16 protein-coding genes are annotated in these 16,733 nt (G+C 54.6%); 1 reads left to right on the forward strand and 15 read right to left on the reverse strand.

Annotated elements, in window-relative coordinates; all coding sequences use genetic code 11:
• Positions 1-100 precede the first annotated feature (100 nt).
• The 4 genes from infB to ACTOVJ_RS07375 all read right to left on the reverse strand — a co-directional run bounded on the left by infB (position 101) and on the right by ACTOVJ_RS07375 (position 4,904).
• Positions 101-2,953 (reverse strand): translation initiation factor IF-2, encoded by a 2,853-nt coding sequence (infB, locus tag ACTOVJ_RS07360; RefSeq protein ID WP_449504404.1) that lies wholly within the window; start codon positions 2,951-2,953, stop codon positions 101-103.
• A gap of 83 nt (positions 2,954-3,036) precedes the next feature.
• Positions 3,037-3,342, reverse strand: a complete 306-nt coding sequence (locus ACTOVJ_RS07365; protein ID WP_449504405.1) for a YlxR family protein — start codon at positions 3,340-3,342, stop codon at positions 3,037-3,039.
• Between the two features lie 90 nt (positions 3,343-3,432).
• On the reverse strand, positions 3,433-4,422 hold the full coding sequence (nusA, locus tag ACTOVJ_RS07370) for a transcription termination factor NusA (RefSeq protein ID WP_449502303.1): 990 nt from the start codon (positions 4,420-4,422) through the stop codon (positions 3,433-3,435).
• A 2-nt stretch (positions 4,423-4,424) separates the two neighbouring features.
• On the reverse strand, positions 4,425-4,904 hold the full coding sequence (locus ACTOVJ_RS07375; RefSeq protein WP_449502304.1) for a ribosome maturation factor RimP: 480 nt from the start codon (positions 4,902-4,904) through the stop codon (positions 4,425-4,427).
• Positions 4,905-4,961: 57 nt separating this feature from the next.
• Here ACTOVJ_RS07375 and ACTOVJ_RS07380 point away from each other — a divergent pair, with 57 nt between their 5' ends.
• Positions 4,962-5,756 carry a hypothetical protein gene (locus ACTOVJ_RS07380; RefSeq protein ID WP_449504406.1) on the forward strand — a complete coding sequence of 265 codons (795 nt, stop codon included), beginning with the start codon at positions 4,962-4,964 and terminating at the stop codon, positions 5,754-5,756.
• 64 nt (positions 5,757-5,820) lie between these two features.
• Here ACTOVJ_RS07380 and ACTOVJ_RS07385 read toward each other — a convergent pair whose 3' ends face one another.
• The 11 genes from ACTOVJ_RS07385 to ACTOVJ_RS07435 all read right to left on the reverse strand — a co-directional run bounded on the left by ACTOVJ_RS07385 (position 5,821) and on the right by ACTOVJ_RS07435 (position 16,672).
• Positions 5,821-7,599 (reverse strand): proline--tRNA ligase, encoded by a 1,779-nt coding sequence (locus ACTOVJ_RS07385; protein WP_449504421.1) that lies wholly within the window; start codon positions 7,597-7,599, stop codon positions 5,821-5,823.
• Positions 7,600-7,639: 40 nt separating this feature from the next.
• Positions 7,640-8,476, reverse strand: coding sequence for a GNAT family N-acetyltransferase (locus ACTOVJ_RS07390; RefSeq protein WP_449504407.1), 837 nt, complete (start codon positions 8,474-8,476; stop codon positions 7,640-7,642).
• A 2-nt stretch (positions 8,477-8,478) separates the two neighbouring features.
• Entirely contained in the window at positions 8,479-9,636 is a 1,158-nt protein-coding gene (gene ispG / locus ACTOVJ_RS07395; RefSeq protein ID WP_449502307.1) for a flavodoxin-dependent (E)-4-hydroxy-3-methylbut-2-enyl-diphosphate synthase, read from the reverse strand.
• Between the two features lie 39 nt (positions 9,637-9,675).
• Positions 9,676-10,902: a M50 family metallopeptidase gene (locus ACTOVJ_RS07400; RefSeq protein ID WP_449504408.1), complete on the reverse strand. Its 1,227-nt coding sequence runs from the start codon at positions 10,900-10,902 to the stop codon at positions 9,676-9,678.
• Positions 10,899-12,092: a 1-deoxy-D-xylulose-5-phosphate reductoisomerase gene (gene dxr / locus ACTOVJ_RS07405; protein ID WP_449504409.1), complete on the reverse strand. Its 1,194-nt coding sequence runs from the start codon at positions 12,090-12,092 to the stop codon at positions 10,899-10,901. The genes ACTOVJ_RS07400 and dxr overlap by 4 nt, the downstream gene beginning before the upstream one ends.
• 1 nt (position 12,093) lies before the next feature.
• Positions 12,094-12,639, reverse strand: a complete 546-nt coding sequence (locus ACTOVJ_RS07410) for a DivIVA domain-containing protein (protein WP_449502310.1) — start codon at positions 12,637-12,639, stop codon at positions 12,094-12,096.
• The gene (rlmN, locus tag ACTOVJ_RS07415) at positions 12,632-13,909 is read right to left on the reverse strand and encodes a dual-specificity RNA methyltransferase RlmN (protein WP_449504410.1); all 1,278 of its coding nucleotides are present in this window, start codon (positions 13,907-13,909) and stop codon (positions 12,632-12,634) included. Before rlmN ends, ACTOVJ_RS07410 begins: the two co-directional genes overlap by 8 nt.
• An 8-nt stretch (positions 13,910-13,917) precedes the next feature.
• Positions 13,918-14,688 carry a phosphatidate cytidylyltransferase gene (locus ACTOVJ_RS07420; protein WP_449502312.1) on the reverse strand — a complete coding sequence of 257 codons (771 nt, stop codon included), beginning with the start codon at positions 14,686-14,688 and terminating at the stop codon, positions 13,918-13,920.
• A gap of 101 nt (positions 14,689-14,789) precedes the next feature.
• Positions 14,790-15,347, reverse strand: a complete 558-nt coding sequence (gene frr / locus ACTOVJ_RS07425) for a ribosome recycling factor (RefSeq protein ID WP_449502313.1) — start codon at positions 15,345-15,347, stop codon at positions 14,790-14,792.
• On the reverse strand, positions 15,347-16,099 hold the full coding sequence (gene pyrH, locus ACTOVJ_RS07430; protein WP_449502314.1) for a UMP kinase: 753 nt from the start codon (positions 16,097-16,099) through the stop codon (positions 15,347-15,349). Before pyrH ends, frr begins: the two co-directional genes overlap by 1 nt.
• A gap of 159 nt (positions 16,100-16,258) precedes the next feature.
• Positions 16,259-16,672, reverse strand: coding sequence for an RNA-binding S4 domain-containing protein (locus ACTOVJ_RS07435; RefSeq protein ID WP_449504411.1), 414 nt, complete (start codon positions 16,670-16,672; stop codon positions 16,259-16,261).
• Positions 16,673-16,733 lie beyond the last annotated feature (61 nt).

The following is a 16,733-nucleotide window of genomic DNA, read 5'->3' on the forward strand; positions in this document are numbered from 1 at the left end:
TTGCTGCGGGTTGATCCGTAATAATTTTCTCTTTCTTGTTATCTTGGTGGTGGCGTGGGGGGGGGCCGGCCCCCGCCCACGCTCATCGGTCATGCATGGATCAGTCGCGTGGGATTTCGCGCATCTCCCACGTCTCGATGATGTCGCCTTCCTTGATGTCCTTGTAGCCCAGTGTGATACCACACTCGTAACCCTCGCGAACCTCGGTCACATCGTCTTTTTCACGACGAAGCGACTGGATTTCCAGGTCGGGTGCAATGACGGAGCCATCACGAACAAGACGTGCCTTGGTGCCACGCTTAATGGTTCCCTTTCGCACGATCGATCCAGCGATGTTGCCGAACTTTCCTGAGCGGAAGACTTGGCGAATCTCCGCCGAGCCTAACTGGTGCTCTTCATAGATCGGCTTGAGCTTGCCCTTCATTGCGGACTCAACTTCGTCAATCGCGTCGTAGATGACGTTGTAGAACTTCATCTCAACGCCTTCAGAGTCAGCAAGTTCCTGCACGCGCTCAGCCGGGCGAACATTGAAGCCAATAATCACAGCATTATCAACAGTCGCAAGGTCAACGTCGGACTGAGTGATTGCACCCACGCCACGGTGGATCACGTTGAGCTGAACTTCACCATCACCAACCTCGATCTCATACAGCGACGATTCGAGAGCTTCAACGGAACCAGACGAATCACCCTTGATAATGAGGTTGAGATGTTCAATCTTGCCCTCTTCAATGGCAGCAGTAAGATCCTCAAGCGAGATGCGCTTGCGGCGCTTGGCCAAAGTCGCAGCGCGCTTAGCAGCTTCACGACGCTCAGCAATCTGTCGCGCAGTGCGGTCATCCTCAGCAACGATTAGTTGGTCACCTGCACCAGGAACCGACGTCAGGCCGAGCATCTGCACCGGACGCGACGGACCTGCTTCCTCAATACGGTGTCCCCATTCATCGGCCATCGCACGAACACGGCCGTAAGCAGTGCCAACGACGACGGAATCGCCAATCTTCAGGGTGCCATTCTGGATAAGAGCAGTAATGACTGAGCCACGTCCCTGGTCAAGCTTCGCTTCGATCGCCACGCCACGAGCCGGGCCTTCCGGATCTGCCTGCGGCGTCACCAAAATATCCGAGGTCGTAATGACCTGAGCGAGAAGCTCTTCAATACCGATCTTCTTCTTCGCCGAGATATCGACGAACGGAACGTCTCCACCGTATTCTTCAGCCACCAATTCGTACTCAGTAAGCTGGGCACGAACCTTACCGGGATTCGCCTCAGGAAGATCGATCTTGTTTACTGCCACGATGATCGGCACTTCAGCAGCCTTCGCGTGGTTGATTGCTTCAACGGTCTGTGGCATCACACCGTCGTTTGCGGCAACGACGATGATGGCGACGTCCGTGACGTCTGCACCACGCGCACGCATCTGTGTGAACGCCTCGTGACCTGGGGTATCGATAAAGGTGATTGTACGTCGTTCACCCTCGACATCCACGTGTGTTTGGTATGCACCAATGGACTGAGTAATACCGCCAGCTTCGCCTTCAACAACATCCGCATGACGGATCGCGTCAAGAAGTTTGGTCTTACCGTGATCGACGTGACCCATCACAGTCACAACTGGAGGACGCGGCTTGAGACGATCCGGATCCTGATCAGCCTCTTCAGCCTTGAGATCGATGTCGAAGGCTTCGAGGATCTCACGGTCCTCGTCTTCAACGGACATGATCTTGATGTCATATCCGAGCTCTGCGCCTAGCAGCTGGAACGTGTCCTCATCAAGGGACTGGTTAGCAGTGGCCATTTCCCCCATACGGAAAAGAACAGTCACGAGTGCTGCAGGATCAGCTTGAATCTTCTCAGCAAAGTCAGCCAGCGATGCGCCTTGACGGACACGCACGATAGTCGAACCGTCACCGCGGGGCACCTGAACGCCTTGCAACATCGGTGAACTTTGCTCTTCAAACTCGCGCTTGTTGTTTTGCTTCTTACGGCCACGTGCCTTGCCTCCACGACCGAATGCACCGGCAGTTGAACCGCCACGAGCCTTGCCACCACTGCGAGTAAAGCCGCCGCCCGGACGATTCCCCGTGGCACCATGTCCACCGCGACCACCGCGACCGCCACGACCACCGCGCGAATCATTCGACGGCGTCGGCATCTGATCAGGCATCAGAGCTGGCGACGGACGACGCGCACCTGGCTTTGGTGTACCGCCGGAGCGGCGCGAACCTGATCCTGCATTCTGCCCACTTTGAGCGTTCTGAGCACCCGGCTTACCAGCTCCAGCAGACTTTCCTGCACCTGGTTTCCCACGCGTACCCATTCCTTGGTTCGAGCCGAAAGGCGAATTTCCTGGGCGAGGACCCTTGCGGCCGGAGTTCATTCCCTGATGTGAAGCAAACGGCGAGTTCCCTGGACGCGGACCGCGGCGCTGTGGACGTGGGGCAACTGCGTCACGGGCTGCCTCAGCGCTACGGTGAGCTTCACCAGGCGTAGCAACTGTACGCTTCGGTTTGGGAGCTTCTTTCGCAACTTCAGGCTTCGCCTGTTCCTGAGGCTTATGCGGGGTTGGCTTGTTCTTCGATCCTGGTTTGGGCATATTTGATGCACCCGGCTTGGGAGCCGGTTTTCTTGCCGGGGATGCCGGTATTACAGGAGCCGGAGCTGTCTTCTCTTCTGCCTTCTCAACGGTAGCCGAAACTGGTGTTGCAGGGGCTACTTTCGCTGGAACCGCCTTTGCAGGAGTAGCCTGCGGTGTTTCCTTCTTCGCAGCAGGAGCAGAATCACGCTCTTCTGGATGCTTTTCGTAATATTCGCGTGCGATACGCACAACGGGCGCCTCAATCGACGAGGACGCACTTTTGACGAATTCGCCATTTGCTTTCAGCGTTTCAAGCAGCTTCTTGCTTGTGACGCCGATTTCTTTGGCGAGTTCATGTACGCGGACCTTTGCCACATTTCTCCTTTGTCATGGCCCGCATACGCGGGCCTATTTCTGGTAGCTCATCGCTGGATACTCATCGGGTTTCCATAGCTTTCCTACCCGCCTTCGTGTGAAGTTGAAGCCTGGGGGCCTCGTTCGTTTAACCAGTGCGCGTAAGCGCGCGTATCCGCCAAATGCGTTTTAAACGCACGGGCGAAAGCGTGACGCTTTTGCGCGATGTCATAGCAGGACGATGTGGGATGAATCCACGCTCCTCGCCCTGGAATCGCACCCTCGCTATCGACCGTGACTTGACCAGCCACGAGCTTCAAACGGATGAGTGCTCGCTGGGTATTCTTCTCCCGACAACCGACACAAGTCCGGAGCGGTTCGCGCTTTGGCGCATACTGAGAAGAGCACATACGCGTCTCATTCTATCGTATAAAACAGACAAAAAGACAATGAGTGTGCTCACCTTGAGGTGAACACACTCACGTCAGAACGAAAGTCAGTTAGTCCGCTGTTTCTTCACTCGCCTTACGAATATCAATCGACCATCCTGTCAGTTTTGCAGCCAAGCGAACGTTTTGCGCTTCTTTGCCAATTGCAAGGGAAGCCTGGTCATCAGGGACGATTGCACGAGCTTGGCGCATATCCTTGTTCAGGATGTCAACGCGCACAACCTTGGCGGGCGAAAGGGCAGCCGCCACAAAGACTGCCGGGTCATCGTCATAATCCACGACGTCGATCTTCTCACCATTCAGCTCTTGTGTGACCGCACGAACACGTTGGCCATTATGACCGATAGATGCACCCTTCGCGCCAACAGCGGGATCATTGGACCACACAGCAATTTTTGATCGATGACCTGCTTCGCGAGCCAGGGCAACAATTTCAACAATGCCATCGGAAATCTCAGGAACCTCAGTTTCAAAGAGCCGACGGACAAAATCAGGGTGCGAACGCGACAAACGGATTGATGCTCCACGTTGTCCAACTGAAATATCAAGAACAAGCGCGCGAATCATATCACCATGGCGATAGTGCTCTGACGCCACTTGTTCTTCCCCACGCAAGATTCCTCTATTTTCGCCAAGTTCGATGAACAGATCGCGCGATTCTGGATGGTTATTCGCAGGTCCATCGACCACGCCGGAAACGATCTGGCCTTCACGACCGGCGAAATCACCGAGGATACGCTTCGTCTCTGCATCACGAAGGCGCTGGGCAATGATTGAACGCGCAGTCGCAGTTGCGATCCGTCCAAAATCATTGGGGGTGTCATCAAACTCACCGATCTTGTTGCCTTCTTCATCAAGTTCAGGAGCCCACACAGTGACTTTGCCAGTGGTGCGGTTCAGCTCAACGCGCGAACCACGCACAGCTCCCGGAACACGCAAGTAGGCGTGGATGAGGGCGTCCTCGATCGCTCCCAGAAGAACATCCAAGCTTACGCCGAGCTCAGACTCAACAACCTTCAGCTCATTTAGCGAAATGTCCACGTTTACTCTCCTTCAGGCTTCTTCAGCTCGAGCACCACTTTCGCGCTACGGATCTGCGAGAAGGGGATCTCACGTTCCTCGGCGCTTTTCGATTCAATGCGAAGCAACATTTTATCATCGCTGACATGCAAAACCCGTCCCTGAATATTGCCAGATTCCAAGGCAATATTCACAAGGTGGCCGATCGCACGGGAAAAGTGACGCGGCGTGGTCAGTTTTCGCTCAGCGCCCGGAGTAGAAACCTCCAAGGTGTACGGCCCACTGATGGGATCATGTCGATCAAGCGTCTGTGAAATTTCACGAGTGACATCGCCCAGTGCGTCGCTATCTACACCCCCAGGCCCCGATTCAAGATCAACGATAACGCGCACGCTCGTGTGTTTTCCGGCGCGAACAACTCGAACAGCCTCAAGGTAGAGACCCGCCTGTGCCACCGACGGCGCCAGGAGATTGAAAATATCTTGGTTTTGATCATTCGCCATACTTTAAGCCTACCGCCCCTCTCGGGACGAGAGGCTCTTTGTGGCAAAATTACTCCTATGGGATCACGCATTCGTTTTGTTAGCACGCTGATGGTTACTGCTCTGGTATTCGTTGTGGTCATGCTTGTCATGGGTGTGCGACTCGACATCCACACGATCAATCCACAACCTCCGTCAGCACAAGAAATCTCCCGACAAGAGCTTGCTCTGCGTGTCCACGCGCTGACAAAAACGTCGATCTCCAATGAAGCCGCCGTCTGGGAAAAAGCTCTCGGAGGTGTCTGGCGCGCGTGGCCGGAAGGCCATGCACCGCACGGATACGCCAATCCATCACCTCACTATGTCCGCGGTTCAGATCACGAACTCTTAACTGACATCGTCAAACGCGGGGCATCATTTCAGGCCGATCGTGAACTCGGGATGTCGATTGCTTTTGCAGCTTCAGCGCGCCTTCACCAGCAACATGCGCTCCCCGACGTCGGAGCACTAGCACGGCTTGCCGACTCACCTGAAGCGGTCAGAGATATTGAGACTGCACGCGAATGGTTCGAGGTGTGGGCGGCACGAACCCGCGGATCCGGAGATGAAGAAAAACGAGCATTGATCTCCACGCTCAATGGCATTATTCACGAGGCACTCGCCTCAGGAGTGCAAGATACTCGCCCAACGTATCAGTCCATCAGCCATGACATCCCGCAAGCCGCATATGACCTCCTCTATTCGCGAATGCTTCGAATGGCACACCACGCTGACGTGAAAGAAACGGATGCGCTCCTCGCATTGGGAAGCCAAATGCAGGCGATCCCGGGAGCGCCCGATCTCGGGCCACTTCCGGGCTTAGAAAAATACTAAACTCACGTGATCTACGCAGAAATAAACTGCGGGGGAGGCAACCCCTCCCCCGCAGTTTGATGACTCACCTGAGAAGTTCGAGCACCTTCTCCACGACGTCGTCAACAGAGACCTCAACCGCTGTTCCTTCACGGCGATCGCGGATCTCCGTCACTCCATCTTTCAAGCCACGACCCACGACTACGCCGTAGGGCATACCCAAGAGCTCGAAATCTGCGAACTTGACTCCCGCCGAAACCTTGCGACGATCATCAACAATCGCTTCGTAGCCGGCGGCTTCGATTTCGCGAGCAATGCGCTCCGCGGCCTCGAAGACCTCCTCGCCCTTCCCCGTGGCAAGGACATGAACCTGCGCCGGAGCGATATGTGTCGGCCACACAAGTCCCTTCTCATCGCAGTTGAGCTCAGCGAGAGATGCCATGACACGCGAAACGCCGATGCCGTATGACCCCATCGTGACCACCTGAGACTTGCCATTTTGGTCAAGGACTTTCAGATCGAGTGCCTCTGCGTACTTGCGGCCAAGCTGGAAAATATGTCCCACTTCAATGCCACGCTCAATGGACAAGGAGCCAGATCCATCAGGAGCTTCATCACCTGCACGGACTTCTGCAGCCTCAATCATGGCATCAGCAACGAAATCACGGCCATAGACCATGTTGATCAAGTGCGTCTCATGCTCATCACCACCGGTGACCCACGCGCTGCCCTTCGCTACGTGTGGATCGAGCAAATAGCGCACAGAGCCAGAAATGTTGCCTTCCTCGTCCATCACGCGGGCAGGCGAGTTCGGGCCGATCGAACGTGGGCCAATGTAGCCTGCCACAAGTTCAGGATGCTTGGCGAGATCTTCAGGCGTCGCCATCTCAACTTCAGCGGGGGCAACATTTGCTTCCACACGCTTGAGATCGACTTCGCGATCGCCGGGGACGCCGAGGACGACAAGCTCTCGTTCCCCATCTGGATGCGTTAAAGCGACGACGATGTTCTTGAGGGTATCGCGGGCTTCCCACGGACGATCAGCACGCGGGACAACGTCGTTGAGCACGCCGACTAGGTCATCGATCGTCTTGGCATTTGGGGTGGTCACAGCTGTCGCTTCGCCGACGCCGGAGTAATCTTGTTCAGGTAGCTCGGGAGTTGTCACTGCTTCTGTGTTTGCAGCGTAGCCGCCAGACGAACGCACGAACGTATCTTCACCAATCGCGCACGGAAAAAGGAACTCTTCCGAACGTGATCCCCCCATGGCTCCCGAGGTCGCCGAGCAGATCGCCACTGGCAAACCGAGTCGGTCAAAAACTTTTTGGTAAGCAGTACGCATATTTTCGTATGATGCAGCCAAACCGTCATCATTGATATCGAACGAATAAGCGTCCTTCATGATGAATTCGCGAGTGCGAATAATTCCAGCACGAGGGCGGGCTTCATCACGGTACTTTGTCTGGATCTGGTAGAGCGTGACAGGCAATTCCTTATATGAGGAGTACATATCCTTCACGGCCACAGTAAACATTTCCTCGTGCGTGGGTGCGAGGAGATAGTCGTTATCGCGGCGATCCTTTAAACGGAAAAGGTTTGGACCATACTCTTCCCAACGATTGGTCGCCTCGTAAGGTTCACGTGGGAGAAGAGCAGGGAAAAGCATCTCTTGAGCGCCAGCAGCATCCATCTCTTCACGAACGATGTTTTCCACCTTGCGCAGCACCTTCAGGCCTAGCGGCAACCAGGTGTAGATACCCGGAGCAACTCGACGGACGTAACCGCCACGAACCAGCAACTTATGAGAATTCACTTCGGCGTCGGCAGGATCCTCTCGGAGCGTGCGGACGAACAGATTTGACATTTTCAGCACATGCCCAGTTTACCGCGCGGGGAGAGTGAAGTTACAAGAGAACGGTTGAGAAATGGCCGACTGTCACAAACCCTGCCTTTTCATACACACGCAGGGCTGGCAAATTGTAGTCATTGACATACAGACTCACAGTTGGAGCAATCTCACGGGACACAATCTGTGCAACTTTCGCCATACAGGCACTCGCAATTCCCATCCCACGCAGCTCAGGCGCTACCCACACTCCCTGGATCTGGGCAACTGATCCGGCGAGTGCTCCGACATCAGCTTTAAACTCGACGCGAGGCTGACCATTCGCTGACTGTCCCATTCGCACAAAGGTTCGCTTGTTGACGATGAGATCCTCGACGCGGTTGCGATAGTAGCGTCCGGACGGGTCATAGCCTACTTCTTCGGTGAACATTGCCACCGACGCTGGGTACACAAGATGCGCTTCCCGAGGCTCGGCTCGACGAACCATCGGATCTGGCGTGACCTGACTCCAGCGACGAAAAACCATCGAATACTGAGTTTCGCGCACTTCGCGAGCCTGTCCCCAGTGCGGCTCAAGGCGATGCCACAACCCCATCACTTGATCTTGGGGGCCAACAATAGACGAGGCCGCACAACCGCAATCCCCCAGATATGCCGAGAGATGATCGAGCCCGCCTTCATCGAATCCAAAAGGCACCAACGTGCCGGTGATCCAGGCTGCGCTACGCAAACCATCGGAATCAAAAAGCCCCACAGCATTTGTTAACGACCGACGTCTGTCCAAATGGACACGAGCAAGTACCGTCGCTACTGGATCCTGCTCATAGAGACGAACTAACGCCGGTCGGTCGAAGGCGGTCAGCCGACGTACCGACCGGCGAGAGAAGAAAAACATTGTTAAACGAGAACTTCAGGTGACGTTGACGGGTCTTCGTCGAGCCCAAGCTCTTCGGCGACTAGTCGTGCGCGACGAATCAACGTTTGGACAATATCTTCCTCAGCAACGGTTTCAACGACCTTTCCATTGACGAAGATCTGTCCCTTGCCGTTGCCAGACGCCACACCGAGATCGGCTTCTCGAGCCTCGCCCGGCCCATTAACAACACAGCCCATCACAGCAACACGCAACGGGAAGCTGACATCCTTCAATCCTTCAGTGACCTTATCCGCTAAGGAGTACACGTCAACCTGAGCACGTCCGCACGAAGGACATGAGACAATTTCAAGTTTCTTGGGACGCAGATTCAAACTGCGAAGAATTTGTTCGCCAACCTTAACCTCTTCCACAGGATCAGCCGAAAGCGAGACACGAATCGTGTCACCAATTCCTTCGGACAGCAAGACCGCAAACGCGGTGGATGATTTAACTGTGCCTTGGAGCATCGGCCCAGCCTCCGTCACACCCAGATGAAGTGGCCAATCCCCCTTTTCAGACAGGAGTCGATAGGCTTTAATCATCGTCACGGGGTCATGGTGCTTAACAGAAATAGCAAAATCGTAGAATCCTGCGTCTTCGAAGAGACGCGCTTCGTTCACCGCAGATTCAACAAGTGCTTCTGGAGTGGCCTTTCCATACTTCTTCAGCAGGCGAGGATCCAACGAACCAGCATTGACACCGATGCGCATCGCAGTGCCATTCGCTTTGGCAGCGGCCGCGATCTCGGGAATCTTGTTATCAAATTTCTTAATATTGCCGGGGTTGACTCGAACGCCGGCGCCAGCTTCAATCGCCGTAAAAACGTACGACGGCTGGAAATGGACATCAACCACCACGGGAATCTGGCTTTTCTCCACGATGACGGGGATCGCTTCAGCGTCTTTGTCAGTGGGACATGCGATTCGCACAATGTCACAACCCGCTGCCGTCAGCGCAGCGATCTGCTGGAGAGTAGCGCCGATATCCCAGGTCTTCGTATTGGTCATCGACTGTACCGAGACAGGCGCATCGCCGCCGACACGAACATTTCCCACACTAATTTGGCGAGTCACTTTGCGAGCGGTGAGAGGTTCGTCAACCTCACGGACACTCGGAATTCCAAGTGCAATCGGATTCATCTTTTCTCCTTACAGGTAGCGCCACCACTTTAGTCGGTTTTAGAGCACAGGGTGAAGGACATCGGCCACAATCAGTGCCACGGTCATCAAAATAAAAAATGCCACCACAGCCTGAGACAGCGGCCAGAGCGCCGCCGTATCTACCGGCCCGGGGCTCGGACGACGTCGCAGAACCGACCATCGCCGTCGGACAATCTCCCACATAGCAGCGGCCATATGCCCACCATCGAGAGGGAGAAGAGGCAAAAGATTGAAAATAAACAGTGACATATTCAGTGATGCTAAAAGCATCAGCATGTCACCGGCTCGTTGCGCGAATGTGTACTGGTGCGCATCCGCGGATGCAATCTGACCTGCAGCATCGGCTACCCCGACTAATCCGACAATTCCGCCGGGGTCTCGCGGAGCACCTGTTGCGGTTGCCACAACGACATCCCACAACGCAACTGGGAGTTTGACGATCACCGAGGCTGTTGCAACAGTGAGGTGCCCCGTAGCAGCAAGTGCCTGCGACATACTAGAACGCTCAGTAACAAACGCTGGTGAAATTCCCACAACGGGGGTATCTCGACCAGGAACTCTCACAGCGGCGACGTCGAGGTTCACTTGACGCCCGGAACGTTCCACCACCACAGGCACCGACGTCGTTGAGCTCAGTGCAATCTGATGTTGCACGTCAGCCCACGATGACACAGGATGAGAATTCCATGACACAATCCGATCCCCCGCTTCCATGCCAGCTAACTTCCCTGGGGCAGTCTGTTCACATTGCTTGGTGACACACGAATGTACTTGCGCGAGAGTCGTCGAGGGACGTGCCGAGCCGATTGCACACATTGATACAAGGACAAAGACGAGGGCAAGAAGAAAATTCACGAATGGCCCACCGAACATAACAACAAGGCGTTTGGGCGCACTCAAACGCCAAAAAGCACGGTGCTCTTGTCCAAGCGGGATTTCGTTGCGGCTCTCAATTCGCGCTTCTTCAGCCATCGTTGGGTGACCGGCAGCATCGGTGATTTTTGTTCCTGCAGGAGCAGGGGGAAGCATACCAGCTAAGGAAACAAAGCCACCCAAAGGGATTGCTTTGATCCCCCATTCAGTTCCACGCCACACACGCGACACTAGCGTCGGTCCGAACCCGACGAAATACCGTGGAACGAGGACACCGAAGAGCTTTGCGGGAATCAAATGTCCAAACTCGTGCAAGGCAACACTCACAAGAATGCCAAGTACAAAGATCACCACACCCAGTGCGAAGCTCACGCCATCACCTCATGAGCGCATCGACGAGCCCATTCCTCAACCCCAAGAACCGTTTCGAGTGTCAACTCACCAGGATGTGTGAAACGGGAAAGAACCTCCCTAACAGTTGAAATGATATCGAGGTAGCCGATGTTGCCGTCCAAGAATGCATCGACTGCTTCCTCGTTCGCAGCGTTCATCACTGCAGGGTGCAACGGGGAAGCTGACATCGCCTCACGTGCGATACTCACTGCCTCGAATCGTTCCTCATCGAGAGGCTCAAAAGTCCAACTTGTCGCGCTCTGCCACGAGTTTGGTGTGGCAACATCATCCAAACGAATCGGGGCAGAAAGCCCCAGAGCGATAGGCAAACGCATATCGGGTGGAGAAGCCTGAGCGATCGTAGAACCGTCGATAAATTCAACCATCGAGTGCACAACCGATTGTGGGTGAACCACAGGAATAATACGACTGGGCTCAATATCAAAAAGGTACGACGCTTCGATCAATTCGAGGCCTTTATTCATCAAGGTCGATGAATTGATCGTTACCACTGGCCCCATGCTCCAGGTGGGGTGGTTGAGCGCCTCATCGGCACTCACCTGAGCCATCTGCTCGCGGGTGAAGTTTCGGAATGGGCCACCGGACGCTGTCAAAATGAGTCGCGCCACCTCGCTGTACCCATCCTGGTTCGGGCTGGTCAATCCCTTATGATGACGTCCCGATCGCAACGCTTGATAGATCGCGGAATGCTCAGAATCCACTGGAACAATCTGCCCCGGACGCACACATGCATCAGAAATCAACCCACCGCCGACAACAAGGGATTCTTTATTTGCTAATGCAAGAGTCGCACCCGAGTTCAGTGCTGCGAGGGTGGGACGCAGACCAACGGATCCTGTGATCCCATTCAGGACGACACCGTCGTCAGCAAGACCCGCCACTGCGCAGGCGGCATCTTTTCCGACGAAAAGTTGTGGAAGAGCTGCGTTAGTCAACGTTTCATAAGCGTCACGGAATGCCGCTACCGACGCTGAATCAGCCAATGCCACAGCGCCGACGCCGAATTCGTGCGCTTGCTTTGCGAGCAGCCGCACGTGTGATCCACCAGCGGCGAGTGCGGCGACGTCGAAAAGATCACGATGACGAGCAATGACATCCAGCGCTTGAGTTCCGATTGAACCCGTTGACCCGAGAATAACGACTTTCATGTCACTCCACTGCCAGAAGAACACTAACCACGCGGTCAAGGAAGACATCCACAACAGCTTCGTCATATGCCTTGGCATGTTTCGCGGTAGCAAACGTTGCAGTACGTACCTGTGAGGACGTCAGAGAACCATGTCCATCAAAGTACGTCGAGACACGTTCGAGAAGATCGTCGACATCGGCTTTGCGATATCCGCGTCCTTGCGCATTGGCAAATCGTTCACCTCGGGGACGCAACAGACGTGGATAAAGAGTCTGTGCTTGCCCATACGTGGCCGAAAGCCACGCATCCTCTCCGTCTTGGGCAATAACATCGGCACGACGTCGTTGGACAAAAGCAGCTTCCATGCGATCCAATGCAGCGTCAACAATCGCCGGATCGTAACCTCCTTTGACCCAGTCGAAATGGATCGCGCGAATTGACTCCTCATTGAAAGTCACATCTTCTTTTCCTGAGTAGGCGTCTTTGGCTCGCGTAAGAAACGCGTCTACCTGTGCCGGGCTATATCCGAACTCTTTGTCCGATACATGGACGAATGTCTCACTCATGATTTTCCTCCCGTTCGTTCGCCTTGAGGCGATCGTCAAGGTCTGACGGTACTTGCTGGTGAGAGGCCAGACGTGCCTCTACACGCGCTTGAGCTTTCGCGGCCCGGCGAGCAACATGCTCGCGATCAATGACTTCTGCAGCGAGCTGTCCACACGCACCATCGATATCAGAGCCCCGAGTATCGCGGATTGTTGTCGAAATTCCCGCATCTTGGAGGGTACGAACAAAGGTGCGCGTGACTTGACCTGTTGATGCTGTCCAAATTGATCCCGGTGTGGGATTGAGCGGAATAGGATTCACATGAGCCCAACCGTGGCCACGTTTATTGAGTTCGGCAGCGAGAAGCTCGGCACGCCACTCATGGTCATTCATATCTTTGATCAGTGCGTACTCAATCGAAACACGACGTCGAGTCTTGACGAAGTAGCGGCGTGCAGCATCGAGCAACTCCCCCGTTTTGTATCGCTCATTAAGTGGAATCAGATCGTCGCGCAACTCATCGTCGGGAGCATGTAGCGAAACAGCAAGAGTGACCGGCAAACCGCTGTCCGAAAGCTTGTCGATCATCGGCACCAGACCAACAGTGGACACGGTCACATTACGAGCCGACATCCCGAATCCTTCAGGGGCAGGATCGGTCATACGGTGCAACGCCCCCATCACGGCTTTATAATTGGCCAGCGGCTCCCCCATTCCCATGAAGACCACGTTGGTAATACGAGTCGGCTCACCGAGGATACCCGATTCTGCCGCCACCATATTCAGACGCAACTGCTCAATGATTTCTGCCGTTGAAAGATTACGTGTCAATCCGCCTTGTCCGGTGGCACAGAATGGGCAGGCCATTCCGCAACCCGCCTGAGAAGAAATGCACAGTGTCGCGCGGTCGGGGTACTTCATCAACACCGACTCGACGACCGCCCCATCGAAAAGTTTCCACAATGTCTTAACTGTTGCGCCGCCATCGGCAACCAAATCTCGAACGCGGCTGACTAGTGGAGGAAAGACTTTTGCTACGAGATCCTCACGCATCGACGTCGGAAGATCTGTCATTGTCCGCGGATCAACGCTGTGATGTTCAAAGTAGTGCACGGAGAGCTGATCGGCACGGAAAGCGGGAAAACCGAGGTCTTTCAACAGCGCGCGTCGTCCTTCCCGATCTAAATCGGCAAGATGACTGGGTGCTTTTCCTTTGCGTTGTTCTGAAAACGACAAGAGCGGCCGCGGGCCACTCTCAACGCGAGGCAAAACCTGCTTGTTTTTCTTCACCGTGTTTCCTAACTTGCCATCGTGAACACCACGTAGCACAGCGGTGCACAGAAGAGAATTGAATCGAGGCGATCGAGCATACCGCCATGTCCGGGGAAAATCGATCCCATATCTTTCACTCCGAGGTCACGTTTAAGCAACGACTCCGCAAAGTCACCCATGGTGGCAAATACCGGCGATAAAACACCCAAGGCGATGACATACGGCCAACTCAACCCAAGAACCATCCCAGCGAAAAGGAAAGAAATCAAGAGGGACAGCAGTTGTGAGCCAATGAAACCTTCCCACGATTTCTTCGGAGAAATACTCGGGGCGATGGGGTGCTTCCCAAACAAGACGCCGACGCACCAGCCCCCGGTATCATTCGCGACAGGGAGCAAAATAAAGGTAAGAACTGCGAATGCCCCCTTGTCCATCGCTGCAATGGCGATGGCAAACATGCCAAACAAACCGATCCAGGACAGAACAAAGACACCAGCTACTGCGTCGGTCAGGGAATTTTCTCGTCGAAATACTCGATCGTTGAAAATACAACACCCCACACCGAGGAAGAAGCTCAACAGCCCTGCTCCGATTCCTCCGTTCCACGTTGAAATCACAATTAAGGCCACAGCTCCCATCACCACAGGATAGGCAATAGCGATCGATCTGCTCAGGAATGCGCCGGCAGCCTCCCACACGGCAATCGACAAAAAGACCACAGCGAGGGCAACAAATATTTCAATCTGGACGAAAAGAGAGATCCCCAAGACTGAGAGTAAGACAACTGCGGTGGACACAGCCGCGGGCAGGTTACGGCCTGCCCGCGAAGTGATTTCTTGTGGAGGACGCGGCGGGTGGGGTTCCAGCCGCGCCCTCAGAGTAGATCGTTGAATCACGATCAGACCTCCATAAGGTCCTTTTCCTTGGCTGCAAGAAGAACATCAACCTGGTCAGTGAACTTCTTGGTCAAGGTCTCAAGCTCTTTCTCTGCGCGATCGACCTCGTCTTCTCCGGCTTCGCCGTCTTTCTTAATACGATCGAGTTCTTCCTTCGCCTTACGACGAACGCCGCGTACCGACACCCGTGCGTCCTCAGCCTTGCCTTTGGCGAGCTTTACGTATTCTTTACGGCGCTCCTCGGTCAGAGCTGGAAGATTCACACGGAGCACCTGACCATCATCGGTAGGGTTCACGCCGAGATCGGATTCTTGGATGGCACGCTCGATATCTTTCATCGCCGAACGATCGAAGGGAGAAATCACCACGGTACGCGCTTCTGGTACTGACACTGTGGCGAGTTGTTGCAAAGGTGTTGGTGCGCCGTAGTACTCCACGATCAACGAAGTAAACATTTCCGGGTTTGCGCGGCCAGAACGAATCTTGCCAAATTCATTGCGGGCAACGTCAATAGCCTTGCCCATCTTCTCTTCAGCTTCGAGCATTACGTCGTCAATCATCAGTTTTCCTTGAGAGTAGTAGAAACGAGGGTTCCGATTTTGTCACCACGAAGGGCACGGGTGACGTTGCCCGGCTCGGCCATGCCGAACACGCGCATAGTCATACCGTTTTCACGGCACATTGAGAACGCGGCGGCATCCACAACCTTGAGGTTGTCGCGCAGAGCGTCCTCGTAAGTCAACGAGTCAAGTTTGACTGCGGCGGGATCGGTCTTCGGATCAGCAGTGTAGACACCATCCACACCGTTCTTCCCCACCAAAAGTTCATCGCATCGGAGCTCGAGAGCACGCTGAGCGGAGACAGTGTCAGTAGAGAAATATGGCATTCCCGCCCCTGCACCGAAAATAACTACGCGTCCCTTTTCGAGGTGACGAATTGCTCGCAACGGAATGTACGCCTCGGCAATTTGCGCCATATTGATAGCTGTCTGAACACGGGCGTTGACGCCAGCTCGCTCGAGAAAATCTTGAAGAGCAACGGCGTTGATCACGGTGCCAAGCATTCCCATATAGTCTGCACGCGCACGATCCATACCGGTTTCTTGCAGCTGTGAACCTCGGAAGAAATTTCCTCCCCCCACGACGATCGCAACTTGAACACCGCCGTCAACAGCTTGCTTAATTTCCTGTGAAACGCGTGTCAACACGTCGGTATCAAGTCCGACGCTCCCGCCACCAAACATTTCTCCTGAGAGCTTGAGAAGAACTCGACGCTGATTGTCTTCGTTCCAGTCACCTGGGGTTGCGCTCATTTTTGTCCTTTCGCACGCGACTTCCCCACTATCTTACCGTAGCGAGAAGAAACGGGCGCGTGGGCACACTGAGCCACTTCGCACTCGTTGCTTGACAACTACCACAAAGCTCCTTGTTCCGACGCGGGAATTCGGTTTGCACGCCTCCCATTTCTCTCGCTACCGACGTCGACCCGCGTTCGGATCGCGACCAAAAAGTCGATCGAGCTCACGACGCTCACGCTTGGTCGGACGCCCCATCCCCGGATCGCGTTTGGCGACAGGTAGAACAACTCTGGGGCGTTGCGGCGTGAGATCCTCATACGCAGTTACGGCAATCGGGGCACCCACACGCTTTTTTAGCAATGCAGTAACTTTCAAAATACGGTCAAAACCCTCGACTCGATATTTCACTATGTCACCAATCGAAACTTTGGTGGCAGGTTTCACTGGCAGGTCATTGATACGGACGTGACCAGCACGTACTGCCGCCGTCGCCTGGGATCGCGTCTTGATTTGCCTCACCGACCACAGCCACACATCGATCCTCACCTCATCCATATACACAGTGTAGAGCGTGATCAAGCCAACCATGAAGGCGCCTTGCAAATATAGTTTAATCATAAAATAATTAGTGAGTTGAAAAACGTTCATG

It is taken from the genome of Arcanobacterium sp. (ex Cirak et al. 2026), from assembly GCF_053585065.1.